We start from the raw sequence: 17,602 nt of genomic DNA on the forward strand, positions 1-17,602 counted from the left end.
CGTCGCGGTCCGGGTCGTCGCGGCCTGGCGGGGCACGGCTGACGAGCCGTGTCTGCCCGCGGGGCGGCCCGGCGGTCAGCCGGACGCGCCCTGGCCGGGCGGGTCGCCCGTCCCCGGTGGGTCGCCCTGTCCCGGGATCGGTGCGGGGTCGGGCGCGGGTGCGTCCGGGTCGGGGCCGACCTCGACGGGGTCGGAGTCGGTGCCTGTACGGGTCAGGTCCGCGTCGAACGACGTGGTCACGGACGCCCGGACCGACACCGTCGAGGCGTCCGTCGGCGGGGTGGGCCCGACGCTGGACCCGTCCCACGGGTTGCCGTCCCCCACGGGCAGGACCGTGCCGTCCGCGTCGTACCAGGTGGCGGTGTAGCGGACCGATCCGACGGCGCTGCCGTCCGGGCCGCTCACCACGATCGGGTGCCCCTGCGCCGCCGTCGTCACGGACGCGGACAGGTCGAGGGCGCCCGCGGTCGCGGAGGTCCGGTCCGAGCAGAACGCGTCACCAGGGGCACCACACGCTTGCAGGGCGACCTTCACGGCGGTGTTGCGCGACCCGGCACCGGGGACACCGGTCCAGGAGTCACCGGGCGCCAGGTCGACCGTCCCGCTCCCGGTGTCGAGGCGGTAGTGGTCGACCTTCGTGGTCGGGGCCGTGACGCGCGCGTCGACGCGGTTCGGCTGGCCTGACGCGACGAGGCCGACCGACGGAGCGACCGGAGCCGCGGGCCGTTCGTAGGCGACCGTGTCCGTGACGGCCACGCTGCAGAACAGGCCGTTGTCGGCGACGACCGCGTACCGCGTCACGCCGGCCGGCACGCCCCGGTCGACGGCGCCGGACGCCGTCCCGACGGGCGTCTCCCCGGCGAGGCTCCGGCAGGTCGGCGTCGAGCCCGCCGCGATCCGGTACGCGGCGTACGACGGCCCGCTGCCGCCCTGGCCGTCCGCCGCGCCCCAGGTCACGGTCACGGTGGACCGCCCGTCGGTGTCGGGCGTGCTGCCGGTCGAGGCGCTGAGGGCGGTGACGGTCCCGGGCGTCCCGACCGCGGCGCCCGTCGCGGAACCGGTGTTCCACTGCACGGCGGTGCCGTCGCGGGCCGCGTCGTTCCGTGCCGAGACCGTGACCGCGTACGTCGCACCGCTGAGGGCACCGTCGAAGGTCGTGGCGGTGGCACCGCGGACGGTCTTCGTGGTGCTGAGCCCCGGCCCGGCGACGGTGACCACGTACTGGTCGACGAGGCTCCCCCGCGACGGACGCGGCACGGCGTCCCAGCGGACGTCGAGCCGGTTCGGCGTGGTGCGGTCGGGGGCGACCGTCGTGCCGGTCGGTGCCGCGGGCACGAAGTCCGCGCTCATCGCGGCCGACTGCGCGGACGAGTCCGACCGACCGACGGCGTTCGCGGCGGTGACGGAGAACCGGTAGGACGCCGTCGGGTCGAGTCCCGTGACCGTGCAGACGGTCGCGGTGCCGCAGTCCTGTGACACGCCGTTCGTCCCCGTCACCCGGTAGCCGGTGATCGCCGAGTTGTTCGCCCGCGGGGTCGACCAGGAGAGCGTCACGCGGCCGCCCTCGGACGACCCGGTCCGGGTCGGGGTCCCGGGCGCGTCGGGCACGTCCTGCACCGAGATCGTGACGTCGCCCCACACGGACCGTGCCGTGTCCCCGGTGACGTCGGCGACGCGGTACTGCAGGTGCGCGTCGACCGGCCTCGCGTCACGCGCGACCGTCACGCGGAGGCGCGAGCGGTCGGCACTCGGGGTCACCGAGACGCCGGACGGCAGCCCGCCGCCGAGCCCGCGGATGTCGGTCACGCGGAGCGGCTCGCCGGGGAACGGGTTCGTCGGCCGGTCGTTCGCCAGGACGTCGACCGTCGTGGTCGTGCCACGGGCGACGACGGCGCTGTCCGGCGCGGGCTGCACGAGCGGTCGGGTCGAGGTCACGACGTCGACGACGATCCGGCCCGCGCGACCGGCGTTGGTCGCGTCCGCGACGCCGACGCCGACGGAGGTGCTCGTCCCGGTCCGTGCGGACTCCGGCACCCGCACGGTGAGGCGCTGCCCGGTCACCGAGGCGGTGGTGCCGCCACCCGGTCGGTCGACCACCGAGTACCGCAGCTCCGGCAGGTCGGCCGGGTACGGGTAGTCGGTGAGCTTCGTGAGGTCGAGTGTGCGGGTGTCACCCGGCTGGAGCTCGAGGGTGGTTCCGCTCAGCGCCGGCGGCTGGTTCGACCGGGGCGTGACGGTGATCGGCAGGACCAGGGTCGCCACCCGCCCCTTGCCGCCGTCGGCGTCCGAGCCGTCGGTGACCTCGAACGAGATCGACGCGTTGCCGTAGTACAGCTCGGCGGAGGTGAACTGCAGCGTCGAGCGGTCGACGACGAGCGAGCCGCCGCTGGCGTGGGTGGCCTTCACGGCACCGCGGTCGGTCAGCGTCGCGGTGCGACCGGTGGCGGTCACGACGTAGCGGTCGAGCGGGATCCGCACCGTCGACTCGCTCCGCACCGTGACGGCGGGCGCGGACCGGTCGACCTGGGGCAGGGCGTCGTCGGTGCCGGGCACGTGGACGAAGCCGAGCGAGACGATGTCCGGCTGGTCGCGCAGGGCCACCGAGAACGGGATCACCTGCGACCGTGCCGTGATCCGCACCGCGATCCGGTCGTCGTCGGTGACGCGGGCGCCGCTCCGGTGGCCACCGACGAGGCCGACCCGGAGGTCCGCGCGCGTGCCCTCGGCCGCGAACACGTTCCGGAGCACGTCGACCGTGACGGAGTCGCGCCCGAGGACGTCCTGCAGGTCGAGCACGGTGTCGTCGACCTCGGGCCGGAGCGGCGACGCGTCGGGGTCCACCGTGACGGTGAGGAAGGCGGTGCTGGACCCGGCCCGCTCGTTCGTCACGGTGTACAGGACGGCGAAGTCACCCGCGCGCGCGGACGCGGGCGGCGTGACGCGCACCGTCTCGCCGCCGAGGACCCGGGCCCGCACGCCCGACCCCGTCGGCTCGGCGGACGCGACGCGGAGCCGCCCGCCCTCGGGGTCCGAGTCGTTCTGCAGGACCCGGACCGTCACGGTGCCACCGGGCCGGATCGTGACGCGGTCGGCCTGCGCGACCGGGTCCGAAGCCCGGTCGGCACGCGGCGCGATGCCGACGCGGACCGTTCCGGTGGCGCGGGCGCCGAGAGCGTCGACCACCGTGTACGTGAACTCGTCCGTGCCGGCGGAGTAGTCGCCGGCCTCGTACGTCAGCGCATCCGTCGTGACCTCCGTGACAGCGCCCTTCTCCGGGTTCGACCCGACGCCGACGAGCTGTACGGAGTCGCCGTCCGGGTCGGTGTCGGCGAGGGGCACCGCGATCCGGACCGTCTGCCCGGCGACGACGCGGGCCGTCACCGTCTGGGGCACCGGGGCGCTGTTCGTCGTCCGGTCGCGGTCGCGGACCGAGATGGAGACGGTCGCGTCGGCGGTCTGCCCGTCCGGGCCGGCGACACGGTAGGCCGCCGTGTACGTGCCCGGCGTGGTCGGTGCGAGGTACCGGAGCCGGTCGCCCGACACGAACAGCAGGCCGCTGCCGCCCGGGACGTCCTGCACCAGGTCGGGCAGCAGCGTCAGCGAGCCGCCCTCGGGCTGGGTGTCGTTCGCGAGGACGTCGATGTCCGTCACGTCCCCGACGCGGACCGTCGCCGTGTCCGGCTGGGCCACCGGCGGCTGGATGCGGTCCGGCTCCGGGATCTCGACGACGGTCACCGTGCCGGTCGCCGAGGCCAGTCCGTTCGACACCGTGTACCGGAAGGACACCGGGCCGGCCAGCGGGGCGGTCAGCGTCACGCGGACCACGTGCTGGTCGAGGACGCTCGCCTGCACGCCCGATCCGTCCGCGGGGCCGTCGAGCCCGGTCACGAGGAGGACGCCGCCGGACGGGTCGGAGTCGGTCGCCGTGACGTCGGTGTCCTTCGTGCCGAGGGTGTTGACGAACACGGTCTTCGGCGTCGTGACCGGGGCGCTCGAGGCGTCGGGCGGCGCGAGCACCGTGACCCGGACGACGCCGCTCGTGGTCTTGACGCCGTCGGTGACCGTGTACTCGAGTTGGGCGTCGCCGGCGGCCCGCGCGACGACCCGGAAGGTGCCGGCGTCGTAGGACGGGGTGACGGTCAGGCCGGACGCGGACGACACGCTCGTCAGCGTCACCGTGCCGTTCCCGCCGCGGACGTGCTCGAGCGGGTCGACCGTGAAGGGCTTGCCGGCGTACCCGGAGACGGGGAACGAGTCGGCGCGGAGCGGGACGTCCCCGGGCGCGGCGACGTCGACCGTGACCGAGCCCCGACCCTGGTCGCGGCCGTCGCTCACGACGACCCGCTGCGTCCGCTCGCCGGTGCGGCCGCTGTCGTTGCGGTAGTCGAGCAGCCCGTCCGGGGTCGTCGAGGCCGCGTCCCCGTCGGACGGCGTCGCCGACCGGAGGAACACGGGGTCGCCGTCGGGGTCGATCCAGTCCCCGAGGACGTTCGTCGTGACGTGACCGCCGCGCACGACGTCGGCCCGCGTGTCCCGGACCTGCCGCGGCGGCTCGTTGACCGAGTCGGAGCGGACCGTGACGCGCACGGCGGCCGTGTCCGAGCCTCCGTTACCGTCCGTGATCGTGTACGGGAAGGTCAGGACGCCGGACGCGTCGTCGGGCAGGGTGACCTGCAGCCGCTGCCCGTCCGACACGATCGCGACGGTGCCGCGAGCCGCCGGGACCGTGCCGACCTCGCTCACGACGAGCGGGTCGCCGTTCGGGTCGTGGTCGTTGAGGAGGACCGGGAGGGTCGTGGTGCGTCCGGGACGCGCCCCGAGGTCGTCGTCGACGGCGACCGGCGGCGCCTGGTCCTCCTGCACCTCGGGGTCGTCCTCGGCGATGCGCTCCTGCTGGCGGTCGTCCGCGCGGTCGACCAGGTCCGCCCAATTGTCGATGAGCTGCCCGCTCCGCCCGACCGCCCACGTCCGGCCGCTTTCCGGGTCGTTCGCGACCACCGCGGCGCCGTTGTGCACGATCCGGAGGGCGGCACCCCCCGGGACGCGGTCGAGGTCCTGCACGGCCCGGCCGGCGCACGTGTCGACGGCCTGACCACCGTTCCAGGCACCGTACGTGCACGAGCCGCTGACGAGGGGTCGTGCGGCCCGCCCGGAGACGGCGAGCGGGACGGCGTCGACGGAACCCGACGGCCCGACCCGGACGAGGCCGGTCGCACCGGCGACGGTGACGCTCGCACCACCGTCCGACGACCGCTGGAGCGCGGGTGCCGCGCCGACACGGCTCGCGAGGTCGACCCGGCGCCCGTCCACCGCGAGCACACCGTCGGTCTGGTCGAGCACGGCGACGTGGTCGCCGAACGCGGCGACCTGTAGGTCGTGCGTGCGGTCCATCCGGACCGTCCACCGGTGCGCGACGGTCGGCGTGGCACCGAGGTCGACGAGGGACGCGGTCGACGTGCGGGGCGAGTAGACGGCGACGCGGTCGTCGGCGGCGTCGAACACCGCGTCGGCGCCGAGCGTCAGGTCGGCCTTCGTCGAGGCGTCGAAGTCCTCGAGCGCGGACGCGGGCGTGGTCCAGAGCTCGCCGGTGTCGCCGTTCCCGACGACCGCGGTGCGCCCCGCGAAGAAGACGTCCGGGCTGCCCGCGGGCAGCGTGACGGCGTCACCCAGGGTGGCGTCCGCGACGTCGACCCGTGCGACCGTCCCCTTCGTCCGGTCGACGCTGTACACGGTCGACCCGTGCTGCAGGACGTCGACGGCGTCGGAGGACGTCGACACCGCGGTGTTGAGCTCGAGCACCCCGGGGTTCGCGCGACCGACCGCGCCGTACTCCGCGGACGGCACCCAGACCGTGCCGTCACCGAGGTCGACACGCTGCGTGTGGTACCCGGTCGACACGAGAGCCGTCCCGGTGACGACCGCGCCGACGACGACGGCGACCACGGACGTCAGCGCCGCCGACCGGTGCGCGCGGAACAGCCGCCGGATCACGAGGCGCCGCCGATCGTCGCGCACCGCTGGTCGCTCACGGCCCCGGTACGCCCGTCCCGGTTCACCGCGACGGTGACGCACTCCTCGACACCCGAGCGTCCGGTGACCACGAAGGACGTGCCCGACTGCTGGCTCGTCGACCCGCCCGAGGTGACGACGTACGTGTCCCCGGGGCGCAGGCCCGGGTCGTCCCAGCGGAACGTGACCGACGACCCGGTCGTGCTCGTGCTGATCCCGGCCACGGTGGGGATGGACGCGTCGGCGTCGCGGGTGACGACCACGACGGCCGTCACCGCCAGTGCGGCGACGACGACGGCGGACGCCACGGAGGCCCACACGACGGTCGTGCGCGGGCCGCGTCGGGCGCGGGCGGACGAGCCGGTGCGGTGCACCGTCCCGACGCTCCGCGAACCGGTGCCGTCGACGCCACCGAGGACGGCTCGGCGCCGACGCCGTCGGCGACCGGCACGGACGGGAGGCTGGAGGGCGCGGACCACGGTCCGGTCACCCTCTGCCGTCGGTGTCGTCACGGCCCAGCTCTCCACGGCGACGTCGGCATGCGTCTGCGGGAGGCCGAGCTCGGCCTCGACCTGCTGGAACCCACGCACGAGGTCGAGGACGGTCGCGGGGCGGTCCGCGGGACGACGGGCCATGCCGGCGGCGAGGACGCGCTCGAGGGTCGGGGGGACGTCCGGCCGTCCGGTGGGGCGTGGGCCGCCCTTGTCGATGCGGGCCATCAGGTCGGCGGCGCCGTTCGCACCGCCGGGGACCTCGAACGGGCTCCGCCCGGCGAGCAGGGTCGAGATCGTGGCCGCCAGCGAGTAGACCTCGGACTGGATCGACCCGCGGGACTCGTCGGACAGCACCTCGGGTGCCGACCACGGGATGGACATGCCGATCGGCTCGTCGGGGTCGGCCTCACCGAGGGACGCGGCGATGCCGAAGTCGCTGAGGACCGGGTTGCCGTAGGCCGTCATGAGGATGTTCGACGGCTTGACGTCCCGGTGCAGCACGCCCTCGCGGTGCGCGGTCTCGAGCGCGGCACCGATGCGCACGCCGATCGAGAGGACCTGCGACACCGGGACCGGCTCGCGCCGGTAGCGGTCGCTCAGCGACGACGAGCACAGCTCCATGACGAGGTAGGGCCGTCCGTCCGCCGCGACGCTCGCCTGGAAGACGGTGAGGATCGAGGGGTGGGTGCTCAGCCGGGCCATGAGGTTGGCCTCGAGCTGGAACATCTGGCGGACGCGGTCGTCGACGACCTCGTCGAGGAGGACCTTCACCGCGACCTGTCGACGCGGCATGTCCTGCTCGTAGAGGAAGACGTCGGCGAAGCCGCCCGACCCGAGCACGTGCACGGCGGTGAAGCCGGGCAGGACGGGAGGGCTCGACGGCAGCCGGCGGGCCATGGTCGCTCCTTCCCGGCCGGACGGCCTGCTCTCGACACGGTCAGGACAGTCTACGAAGCAGCGGTGACGGCTCGGGGCCGGTCTCCGGAGGCGGACACGTGCCGGACCCCCAGTTCGGGGGCCTGCGTGACCGGACGGGGCGCACCCGGGCCCTCGCGGCTCAGTGGCGCGGGAGGGTGTCGTCCACGTCGTCCGGGCCCGCCGGTGCAGCGTCGACCTGCAGCACGACGACCGTGACGTTGTCACGCCCGCCCGCGATGACCGCGTCGCCCACCAGTCGCTCGGCGAGCTCCTGCGGGTCCGCGACCTTCGCAGCGATGCGCGAGATGCCGACGTCGCCGATCTCCTTGGTCAGGCCGTCCGAGCACACCAGGTACCGGTCGCCGGTCCGCAGCGGGATCGTCCACCAGTCCGGCTCCGGCGGCTCGCCGAACCCGACGGCGCGCGTGATGACGTTGCTGTCGGGGTGCGACTCGGCGTCCTCGGCGCGGAGCACGCCGGCGTCGACCATCTCCTGCACGACCGAGTGGTCGACCGTCAGACGACGCAACGGGCCTCCGGCCTCGCTCCGGTAGGTGCGGGAGTCCCCCACGTTGAAGACGAGCGCCGCGGGCTGCCCCTGGCCGGCGACGAGTGCGACACCGGTCACCGTCGTCCCCGCCCCGAGGGCGTTCCCGCCCGCTGCGCGCTCGATGTCCGCCGTCGCGAGCAGCAGCGCGTGCTGGATCGTCTGGCGCGATGCGAACGACTCGTCGGTCGACGCACCGAGCCGCCGGACGACGGCGTCACTGGCGCGGTCCCCCGCGAGGTGCCCGCCCATGCCGTCCGCGACGACGAAGAACGGCGCTGCGACGATGTAGCTGTCCTCGTTGTGGTCCCGGCGTCGACCGACGTCGGTCGCCGCACCCCAGGAGAGCGTGAGGGTCTCACCCCCGGCACCGGGGACGTCGATCGCGTGGGCGGAGGCTGCTCGGCCGAGTTCGGTCACGGTTCAGGATCGCTCTCTGGTGTTCGGGACGGACCGGGGTCCGGGGAGGGACCGGGGGACGACGTGTCGGACGGCCACCGGACGGACGGGCGTGCGACGACGGGCGGCACCGCCCGCGTGAACGGCGACAGCACCTCGATCCCGTTGCCGTCACCGATGTCGACAACCGTACCGGTCAGCACGACCATCGAGGCGCCGGACGGCATCCGGTGCGGCGGAGCGCCCGCGGGCCGGATGACCGTGCCGTTGGTCGACCCGAGGTCGTCGACGACCGTGGAGGTCCCGGCGGCGGAGAAGCGCACGTGTGACGACGAGACGAGGCCGGTCGGCGACGCCACCGTGACGAGCTCCGGCGCCGCGCCCGGGACCACGCGCGGCGATGTCGGGCGTCGCCCGACGACCACCGGTCGGTCGAGGCGGTGCACGCGGTCGCCGATGCGGACGGCGGGCACCGGGACGGACGGCGTCCACCGAGCTGCCGGGTTTGACCTCTGAGCGGACGCGGACGCCGATGCTCCGTCCGACCCGGCCGCCGATGCTCCGTCGGACCCGGCCGGCGCACCGGGGAGTCCGCTGCCGACGCTCCCCCAGGTGCCCGCAGCCGGGCGGGCAGCGCTGCCGACGGTGTCACCGAGGTCGTCCGGCTCCGCAGCCCGCCGGCGCGCAGGACGGAGCACGGTGTCGTCGAGGTCGTCCTCGTCGTGCACGTGCGGCTCCTCCCGTCGGCACCCCCACCGTAGACGATGCGGTGCACCGGGGCTTCACCTCCGCCACGCCGCGCGGGCGCCGGCGCGACAGGTCCGCAGCACGAGCCCGGCGAGCGGGTCGTCCGCCCGGACCGCGAGGGCGTGGCGCGCCCGGGTCGTCGCCCGGACCTCGGAGCCGAGGGCCCACGAACACCAGGCTCCGAGTGCGAGGGCACCGGCGACACCGATCTCGGACAGCCCGGAGTCCGATGAGGGCGTCCACCGACGCCACGCCTCGACGCACCGGTCCCCCGCGGTCCGCACCCGGTCCCGATCCGGTTCCGGACCCGAACCGTGCAGCGCCGACGGCGTCGGCTCGCTGAACGGGTCGAGCGGCCGGACGTCCGCGGCGTCCACCGGACCCGGATCGGCGAGGAACCGGACGAGGGCGAGCCGGGTCGCGAGCGCCCCGCAGGCGGTCGTGACCGCGACTGCTCCCGACGCACTGAGGTCCTCCGGAGCGACGAGGGCACGGGCGGCTGCCGGCAGGGTCACGGCAGCGGCGATCTCGCGGGTGTGTCGTGTGTACGGGTCGGTCGTGGTGCTGATCGTGGTGGTCTCCATGCCGACAGCCTGCCGACCGGCGACCACCGCATCGTCACTCCCGGCCCGACCCGTGGACGTGCCTGCCGCGTCCGCACCCTGTGGACGAACGGTCGGGACGGCAGGGGACGGCGGTCAGGCCGTCGCCGGCTCGAGGCTCTCCGCGACGAGGTCCCATGCGTCCCCGCGGCGTTCGAGGTCGACCCCGTTCCCCGCTGCCCAGTCGACGAGGTCCGCCGTCGACGAGACCGCTGCACCGGTCCGACCGAGCAACGCGACGAGCCGTCCCTTCGCGGTCTTGTTCCAGTGGTTCAGCGCCTTCCGCCGCCCGTCCGCGGTGACGGACACCACCCGCAGGACCACGGCGCCCTCGACCGGCCCGAGTGCCCGGTACCCCTCCGAGCGGAGGTCGAGCACGAGCCCCCCGGTGCGGCCCGTCAGGGCAGCACCCGCCGGGGCTGGCCAATGCGTCGCGAGCCGGAGGCCCGGCAGTCGGGAGTCGTGCGACAAACGGTACGCGGGCACCGGGTCCGCTGCCCCGACCGGCCCGAACATCGCCGACTGCACGACGACGTGTTCCGCCCACCACGCACGCGTGGTGGCGTCGGCCGCCGGCACGTCGAGCGGGTCGTAGAGCACGCCCGTGTAGCGCTCGATCGCCGGCATCGTCGGACTCTCGTGCAGCACGAGGTTCCGGAGCCGTTCCGCGACCGACCTCGGTCCGAGCTTGAGCGCCGCCCGCGCGGTGGACTCCGCGGAACTGACGGAGCGGGCCGCGGTGATCACCGCGGCCCGCTCTGTGGCCAGTTCCGGGAAGGAGAGCGCCCTCAGGTCGAGGGAGCGCTCCGGGTCCCCGCCCTCCCGCTTCGTCTCGGACGGCGGGAGGAGGACGGTCAGTCCGGTCAGGACGCGAGCGCGGCCTGCCGCGCCACGATCGTGACCGTGTCGTGCTCGACGGAGAGGAAGCCGTCCTCCGCGTCGACCGCGACGGTCGAGCCGTCGGCCCGCGTGATGCGGACCTGACCCTGCGCGAGGGTGGCGAGCATCGGCTCGTGTCCCGCGAGGATGCCGATCTGGCCCTCCGTCGTCCGTGCGACGACCATGGTGGTGTCGCCCGACCAGACCTCGCGGTCAGCCGAGACGACACTCACGGTGAGACCCGCCATCTCAGCGGTTCTCCTTCTGGATCTGTGCCCACTTCTCTTCGACGTCGTTGATGCCACCGACGTTGAAGAACGCCTGCGTCGCAACGTGGTCGAACTGGCCGTCGGCGATGGCGCGGAAGGACTCGATGGTGTCCTTCAGCGGGACGGTCGAACCCTCGACGCCCGTGAACTTCTTCGCCATGTACGTGTTCTGCGAGAGGAACTGCTGGATCCGGCGAGCACGCTCGACGGTGATCTTGTCCTCTTCGGAGAGCTCGTCCACACCGAGGATCGCGATGATCTCCTGCAGTTCCTTGTTCTTCTGCAGGATCGCCTTGACGCGGGTCGCGGTCTCGTAGTGGTCAGCACCCAGGTACCGGGGGTCCATGATCCGCGAGGTCGACGTCAGCGGGTCGATCGCCGGGTACAGACCCTGCGACGCGATCTCACGCGACAGCTCGGTCGTGGCGTCGAGGTGCGCGAACGTCGTGGCCGGCGCCGGGTCGGTGTAGTCGTCGGCCGGCACGTAGATCGCCTGCAGCGAGGTGATCGAGTGACCACGCGTCGAGGTGATGCGCTCCTGGAGCACACCCATCTCGTCGGCGAGGTTCGGCTGGTAGCCCACCGCGGACGGCATGCGACCGAGCAGCGTGGAGACCTCGGAACCGGCCTGCGTGAAGCGGAAGATGTTGTCGATGAAGAGCAGGACGTCCTGCTTCTGCACGTCGCGGAAGTACTCCGCCATCGTCAGCGCCGACAGGGCCACGCGGAGGCGCGTTCCCGGCGGCTCGTCCATCTGGCCGAACACGAGGGCCGTCTTGTCGAAGACCCCCGCCTCTTCCATCTCACCGATGAGGTCGTTGCCCTCACGGGTGCGCTCACCGACACCGGCGAACACCGACACACCACCGTGGTCCTGCGCGACGCGCTGGATCATCTCCTGGATGAGGACGGTCTTGCCGACGCCCGCACCACCGAAGAGGCCGATCTTGCCACCCTGCACGTACGGCGTGAGGAGGTCGATCGACTTGATGCCGGTCTCGAACATCGAGGTCTTGGACTCGAGCTGGTCGAAGGCCGGGGCCTTGCGGTGGATCGGCCAGCGCTCGGTGATCTCGAGCTTCTCGTCCGTGTTCAGCACGTTGCCGAGCACGTCGAAGACCTTGCCCTTGGTCACGTCGCCCACGGGCACCGAGATCGGGGCGCCGGAGTCGCGGACTTCCTGGCCGCGGACGAGACCGTCGGTCGGCTTCAGCGAGATCGCACGGACGAGGTCGTCACCGAGGTGCTGCGCGACCTCGAGACCGATCTCCTGCGACGAGTCACCGATCGTGATCGTGGTGAACAGGAGGTTGTACATCTCGGGGATGGCGTCGTGCGGGAACTCGATGTCGACGACGGGACCCGTGACACGGGCGATCCGGCCGACACCGGGCGCCGACGACGTCTCGACCGCGGTGGTGGCGGTGTCGGTCATGGCTGGTGCCTTCCTGAGGGTGGGTTCTGTCCGCGAGCTGCGCGGACCACTACTTCTTCTTCGACGAGAGTGCGTCGGCGCCGCCGACGATCTCGGAGATCTGCTGCGTGATCTCGGCCTGACGCGCGTTGTTGGCGAGTCGGGTGAAGTCGCGGATCAGCGAGTCGGCGTTGTCGCTCGCCGACTTCATCGCCTTCTGGCGGGCGGCGTGCTCGGAAGCGGCCGACTGCAGCATGGCGTTGAAGATGCGGCTCTCGATGTAGACCGGGAGCAGGGCGTCGAGGACTGCGTCCGCGTCCGGCTCGAACTCGTACAGCGGGAGGGGCTCGTCGTTCGACGGGGCCTCGACCCCGTCGACGACCTCGAGCGGGAGCAACCGGACGACCTGCGGCTCCTGCGTGGCGAGGCTGAGGAAGCGGTTGAACACGATGTGGATCTCGTCCACGCCGCCCTCAGCCGTGTCCTGGAGGAACTTCGACACGACCGCGTCGCCGATCTCCTTCGCCGTCGAGAACTCCGGCTGGTCGGTGTTGCCGACCCACTGGCGCTCGGACGGACGCTCGCGGAACGCGAAGTACCCGACGGACTTGCGTCCGACCAGGTAGAAGACGACGTCCTTGCCCTCGCTGCGGAGCAGGGAGGCGAGCTCCTCGCCCTGCTTGAGGACGTTCGTGCTGAACGCGCCGTTCAGGCCCCGGTCCGACGTGAACAGCACCACGGCTGCACGCGTCGACGTCGCCGGCTCGGTGGTCAGCACGTGGTCGACGTTCGAGAACGTCGCCACGGCCGACACCGCCCGCGTCACGGCCCGCGAGTACGGGCCGGACGCGGCCATGCGGGCCTGGGCCTTCTGGATCCGCGACGCCGAGATCAACTCCATCGCGCGGGTGACCTTCTTGGTGGTCTTCGCCGACTTGATGCGCTGTCGGTAGACCCGGACCTGTGCCGCCATCTAGCGACGACCCTTGACGATCTGCTCCTGGTCGACGTCGTCGGCCGAAGCGGACTCGACGTTCTCGGAGCCCAAGGTCTTGCCGTCGCTGGTCTGGAAGCCCTTCGTGAAGGCGTCGATCTGCTTCGACATCTCGGCGACGGTCTCGTCGCTGAGCTGGTTCGTCTCACGCAGCGTGGTGAGCACGTCCGAGTTGCGACGCAGGTGCTCGAGCAGCTCGCCCTCGAAGCGCAGCACGTCGGAGACGGGGACCTCGTCGAGCTTGCCGTTGGTGCCGGCCCAGATCGAGACGACCTGCTCCTCGACGGGGTACGGCGAGTACTGCGGCTGCTTGAGCAGCTCGGTCAGACGGGCACCACGGTCGAGCTGACGGCGCGACGCCTGGTCGAGGTCGGACGCGAACATCGCGAAGGCCTCGAGCGAGCGGTACTGCGCCAGCTCGAGCTTCAGCGTCCCGGAGACCTTCTTGATCGACTTCACCTGCGCGTCACCACCGACGCGGGACACCGAGATGCCCACGTCGACGGCGGGACGCTGGTTCGCGTTGAACAGGTCCGACTGCAGGAAGATCTGGCCGTCGGTGATCGAGATCACGTTGGTCGGGATGTACGCCGAGACGTCGTTCGCCTTGGTCTCGATGATCGGGAGGCCCGTCATCGAACCGGCGCCGAGCTCGTCGGACAGCTTCGCGCAACGCTCCAGCAGGCGGGAGTGCAGGTAGAAGACGTCACCCGGATAGGCCTCGCGTCCCGGCGGACGACGGAGGAGGAGGGACACGGCTCGGTACGCCTCGGCCTGCTTGGACAGGTCGTCGAAGATGATCAGGACGTGCTTGCCCTGGTACATCCAGTGCTGACCGATGGCGGAACCGGTGTACGGGGCGAGGTACTTGAAGCCGGCCGGGTCGGATGCCGGGGCGGCGACGATGGTGGTGTACTCCATCGCGCCGGCGTCCTCGAGCGCACCCTTGACGGACGCGATCGTCGAGCCCTTCTGGCCGATCGCGACGTAGATGCAGCGGACCTGCTTGTCGACGTCGCCGGACTCCCAGTTGGCCTTCTGGTTGATGATCGTGTCGATCGCGATGGCCGTCTTGCCGGTCTGGCGGTCGCCGATGATCAGCTGACGCTGACCGCGGCCGACGGGGATCATCGCGTCGATCGCCTTGATGCCGGTCTGGAGCGGCTCGTGCACCGACTTGCGGGACATGACGCCCGGGGCCTGGAGCTCGAGGGCGCGACGGCCTTCCGCAGCGATCTCGCCGAGACCGTCGATCGGAGCGCCGAGCGGGTCGACCACGCGGCCGAGGAAGGCGTCGCCGACGGGCGCGGAGAGGACCTCGCCGGTGCGGGTGACCTCCTGGCCCTCCTCGACGCCGCCGAACTCGCCGAGCACGATGGCGCCGATCTCGTCCTCGTCCAGGTTCTGCGCCAGGCCGAGCGTGCCGTCCGCGAAGCGGATGAGCTCGTTGGCCATGACGCCGGGGAGGCCTTCGACGTGGGCGATTCCGTCACCGGCGTCGGTGACGTGCCCGACCTCGGCCGTGGAGGCCTTCGTCGGCTCGTAGTTCGAGACGAAGTCCTTCAGGGCATCACGGATCTCATCGGGGCTGATGGTGATGTCTGCCATGGGATTTTCCTTGTGGTTTTCCGGGGCCCTTCGGCTCCGAGAGGGTGATGCTGCCGCGGACGACAGTTCCCGTTGTGGACTTGGGTGGGGCGTCTTCGACCGTACGCTCAGCGCGCGAGCTGGAGACGGAGGTCGGCGAGCCGGGACGTGACGGTGCCGTCGATGACGTCGCCGCCGACCTGCACCCGGACCCCGCCGAGGACGGTGGGGTCGACGACCTGGTTGACGCTGATGTCCCGGCCGTACCGCTCGCCGATGCCGCGGGCGACGCGAGCCGCCTGCTCGTCGGACAGCGGGGCTGCCGTGATGACCGTGGCGACGAGCTTGTCCGCCTGGTCGGCGACGATCCGCGAGGCGTCACGGACGATCTCACCGATGCGGCGGCCGCGGGGCTGCTGCACGAGGTTCGACACGATCGTGATCGTCTGCACGGAGACCTTGCCGCCCAGAAGACGCTCGGCCAGCGAGCCCTTCTGGTCCGGGCTGCCGAGCTTGGTCCCGAGCGCGAGCTCGAGGCCGGCGTCCGAACGGACCGCGGTCTCGAAGGCGAACAGTTCGGCCTCGATGGAGGTCGACTGGTCCGCCGTCGCTGCCACGGCCCGGACGGCCGCGTCCTCGATGCCGGCGAGCAGGTCCCCCTGGGAGGACCAGCGCGACCCGGCCACCGCACTCAGGACGGCGCGCGAGGCGTCGCTCTGACCGGCGAAGACGCGGTCGATGAGGACCTTCTTGCCGGCGGTGTCGGCCGTCGGGTCCGCCAGCAGGTTGAGCAGCTGCGGCGCACGGGCGATCGCACGCCCTGCGGCGAAGATCTCCGTCCCGACCGTGAGGTCGACGGCGCCGCCGAGGTCTGCGAGGGCCGCCCGGGTGGACGACATCGCTTCGCGGGTGGCGCTACGCATGCTCAGTGCTCCGTTCCGGCAGCCGTCTGGGCGCCCTTCGACGACTCGAGGTCGGCGAGGAAGCGGTCGACGACGGCGGTCGCCTTGGCGTCGTCCCGGAGGGACTCGCCGATGACACCCGACGCGAGGTCGAGTGCGAGCGTGCCGACCTCGGTGCGGAGCGACTGGAGCGCGCTCTGGCGCTCGGCCTCGATCTGCGCCTGGGCGTTCGCGGTGATGCGTGCGGCATCGGCCGTGGCCTGCTCGCGGACCTCGTTGCCGATCGCGGTCGCGTCGGCACGGGCCTGCTCACGGATGCGCGATGCCTCGGCACGCGCGTCCGCCAGCTGCTTGTTGTACTCGTCGAGCGCAGCAGCGGCCTGTTGCTGGGCGGCTTCGGCCTTCTTGATGCCGCCCTCGATGGCCTCGGTGCGCTCATCGAGCATCTTCGTGATGCGCGGCGTGACGACACGCCACATCACGATGAAGATGATGACGAAGGCCACCGCGGACCACACGATGTCGTACACCGGTGGGATCAGCGGATTGTGGGTCTCCTCCGCCGCGATGATGAGTGCAGTCTGCATCGAAGAGCCTTACGCGGTGAAGATGAAGTACGTCGCGATGCCGATGAAGGCCAGGGCCTCCGTGAAGGCGATACCGATGTACATGAGGGTCGTCAGGCGGCCCTGGAGCTCGGGCTGGCGAGCGACGGACTCGATCGTCTTGCCGACGACGATGCCGACGCCGATGGCCGGACCGATCGCAGCGAGGCCGTAGCCAACCGTCGCGATGTTGCCGTTGATCTCCGCGAGAACGGTCGTTGCGTCCACGTGTTTTCCTTTCGAGGTGCGGGTCCGACGGTCGCCGGCCCCGTAGGGGGTCAGAAGGGTGTCAGTGCTCGTCAGCCAGCGCGAGCTGGATGTAGACGGCCGTCAGCAGCATGAAGACGTACGCCTGCAGGAGCGCGACGAGGATCTCGAAGAAGCTGAACGCGATGCCGAACGCGAGCGTCCCGACGCCGAACAGCTTGAAGAGGCTCTCCGCGTCGAAGAAGAAGAACCAGGTCGCCGAGAAGAACAGGACGAGGAGCAGGTGGCCGACGACCATGTTCATCAGGAGTCGCAGCGTCAGCGTGATCGGACGCAGGACGAAGGTCGAGACGAGCTCGATCGGCGTCACGATCAGGTAGAGCGGCCACGGGACACCGGGCGGGAAGAGCGAGTTCCGGAGGAACGTGCCCGGGTGCTTGCGCAGGCCCGCGTAGATGAAGGCGACGTACGCGACGATCGCCAGGATCATCGGCATCGCGATGCGGCTGGTGCCGGCGATGTTCATGAACGGGACGAGACCCGTGAGGTTCATGAACAGGACGCCGAAGAAGATCGTCGCGAGGAGCGGCAGGAAGCGCTTGCCGTCCTTCTCCCCCAGGTTGTCGAAGGTGTTGCGACGGACGACGTCGAAGGCGTACTCGATGAAGGCCTGTCCACGGTTGGGGACCAGCTTGAGCGCGCGGGTTCCGGCGAACGCGAAGACGAGGAGCACGGCCACCGCGAAGAAGCGGATGAGGACGATGCGGTCCATCTCGAACGCAGTACCGGCGAAGAAGATCGGGTCCGGGAAGAACTCGTTGATCGACGGACCATGGAACTCGGCGGCCTTGCTGCTCCCCGCCGCGACGGGGTTACCCGCAGCGATGAGGGACAGGGGAAGAGCGTGGGATAGCAGCGCTGTCTCCTGTGTCGGGGCGCGCACGCATGGCACGCGGAGGTGGACTGAAGTGGAGGCTTGCCCGTCCGAGCTCGTGCTCCGGCAGCGGGCTCCAGAAGCGTATCAGGTGT

General features: G+C 71.9%; 14 protein-coding genes. All 14 read right to left on the bottom strand.

The features are described from left to right. Positions 1-75 precede the first annotated feature (75 nt). Positions 76-6,015, bottom strand: coding sequence for an Ig-like domain-containing protein (locus DEI84_RS10760; protein WP_110890825.1), 5,940 nt, complete (start codon positions 6,013-6,015; stop codon positions 76-78). Continuing rightward, positions 5,988-7,400 (bottom strand): serine/threonine-protein kinase, encoded by a 1,413-nt coding sequence (locus DEI84_RS10765; RefSeq protein ID WP_110825103.1) that lies wholly within the window; start codon positions 7,398-7,400, stop codon positions 5,988-5,990. The genes DEI84_RS10760 and DEI84_RS10765 overlap by 28 nt, the downstream gene beginning before the upstream one ends. A 160-nt stretch (positions 7,401-7,560) precedes the next feature. After that, positions 7,561-8,388, bottom strand: a complete 828-nt coding sequence (locus DEI84_RS10770) for a PP2C family serine/threonine-protein phosphatase (RefSeq protein WP_110825104.1) — start codon at positions 8,386-8,388, stop codon at positions 7,561-7,563. Next, entirely contained in the window at positions 8,385-9,095 is a 711-nt protein-coding gene (locus tag DEI84_RS10775) for a hypothetical protein (protein WP_110890826.1), read from the bottom strand. The genes DEI84_RS10770 and DEI84_RS10775 overlap by 4 nt, the downstream gene beginning before the upstream one ends. A gap of 54 nt (positions 9,096-9,149) precedes the next feature. Beyond that, entirely contained in the window at positions 9,150-9,698 is a 549-nt protein-coding gene (locus tag DEI84_RS10780; protein ID WP_146236352.1) for a hypothetical protein, read from the bottom strand. A gap of 114 nt (positions 9,699-9,812) precedes the next feature. Further along, positions 9,813-10,583 carry a peroxide stress protein YaaA gene (locus DEI84_RS10785; RefSeq protein WP_309146389.1) on the bottom strand — a complete coding sequence of 257 codons (771 nt, stop codon included), beginning with the start codon at positions 10,581-10,583 and terminating at the stop codon, positions 9,813-9,815. Next, positions 10,580-10,843 carry a F0F1 ATP synthase subunit epsilon gene (locus tag DEI84_RS10790; protein WP_110825108.1) on the bottom strand — a complete coding sequence of 88 codons (264 nt, stop codon included), beginning with the start codon at positions 10,841-10,843 and terminating at the stop codon, positions 10,580-10,582. The genes DEI84_RS10785 and DEI84_RS10790 overlap by 4 nt, the downstream gene beginning before the upstream one ends. Before the next feature lies 1 nt (position 10,844). Beyond that, positions 10,845-12,299 carry a F0F1 ATP synthase subunit beta gene (gene atpD, locus DEI84_RS10795; RefSeq protein WP_110825109.1) on the bottom strand — a complete coding sequence of 485 codons (1,455 nt, stop codon included), beginning with the start codon at positions 12,297-12,299 and terminating at the stop codon, positions 10,845-10,847. Between the two features lie 49 nt (positions 12,300-12,348). Beyond that, positions 12,349-13,251, bottom strand: a complete 903-nt coding sequence (locus tag DEI84_RS10800) for a F0F1 ATP synthase subunit gamma (protein ID WP_110825110.1) — start codon at positions 13,249-13,251, stop codon at positions 12,349-12,351. After that, positions 13,252-14,880, bottom strand: a complete 1,629-nt coding sequence (atpA, locus tag DEI84_RS10805; RefSeq protein WP_110825111.1) for a F0F1 ATP synthase subunit alpha — start codon at positions 14,878-14,880, stop codon at positions 13,252-13,254. Positions 14,881-14,987: 107 nt separating this feature from the next. Further along, on the bottom strand, positions 14,988-15,782 hold the full coding sequence (locus tag DEI84_RS10810; protein ID WP_110890829.1) for a F0F1 ATP synthase subunit delta: 795 nt from the start codon (positions 15,780-15,782) through the stop codon (positions 14,988-14,990). 2 nt (positions 15,783-15,784) lie between these two features. Beyond that, on the bottom strand, positions 15,785-16,348 hold the full coding sequence (locus DEI84_RS10815) for a F0F1 ATP synthase subunit B (RefSeq protein WP_110825113.1): 564 nt from the start codon (positions 16,346-16,348) through the stop codon (positions 15,785-15,787). 9 nt (positions 16,349-16,357) lie between these two features. Beyond that, complete coding sequence (gene atpE, locus DEI84_RS10820; RefSeq protein WP_058729232.1) at positions 16,358-16,594, bottom strand: ATP synthase F0 subunit C; 237 nt, start codon at positions 16,592-16,594, stop codon at positions 16,358-16,360. Positions 16,595-16,655: 61 nt separating this feature from the next. Further along, positions 16,656-17,516 (bottom strand): F0F1 ATP synthase subunit A, encoded by an 861-nt coding sequence (gene atpB, locus DEI84_RS10825; RefSeq protein WP_258367554.1) that lies wholly within the window; start codon positions 17,514-17,516, stop codon positions 16,656-16,658. Between the last annotated feature and the right edge of the window lie 86 nt (positions 17,517-17,602).

The organism is Curtobacterium sp. MCBD17_023 (assembly GCF_003224415.1).
Lineage (GTDB): Bacteria > Actinomycetota > Actinomycetes > Actinomycetales > Microbacteriaceae > Curtobacterium.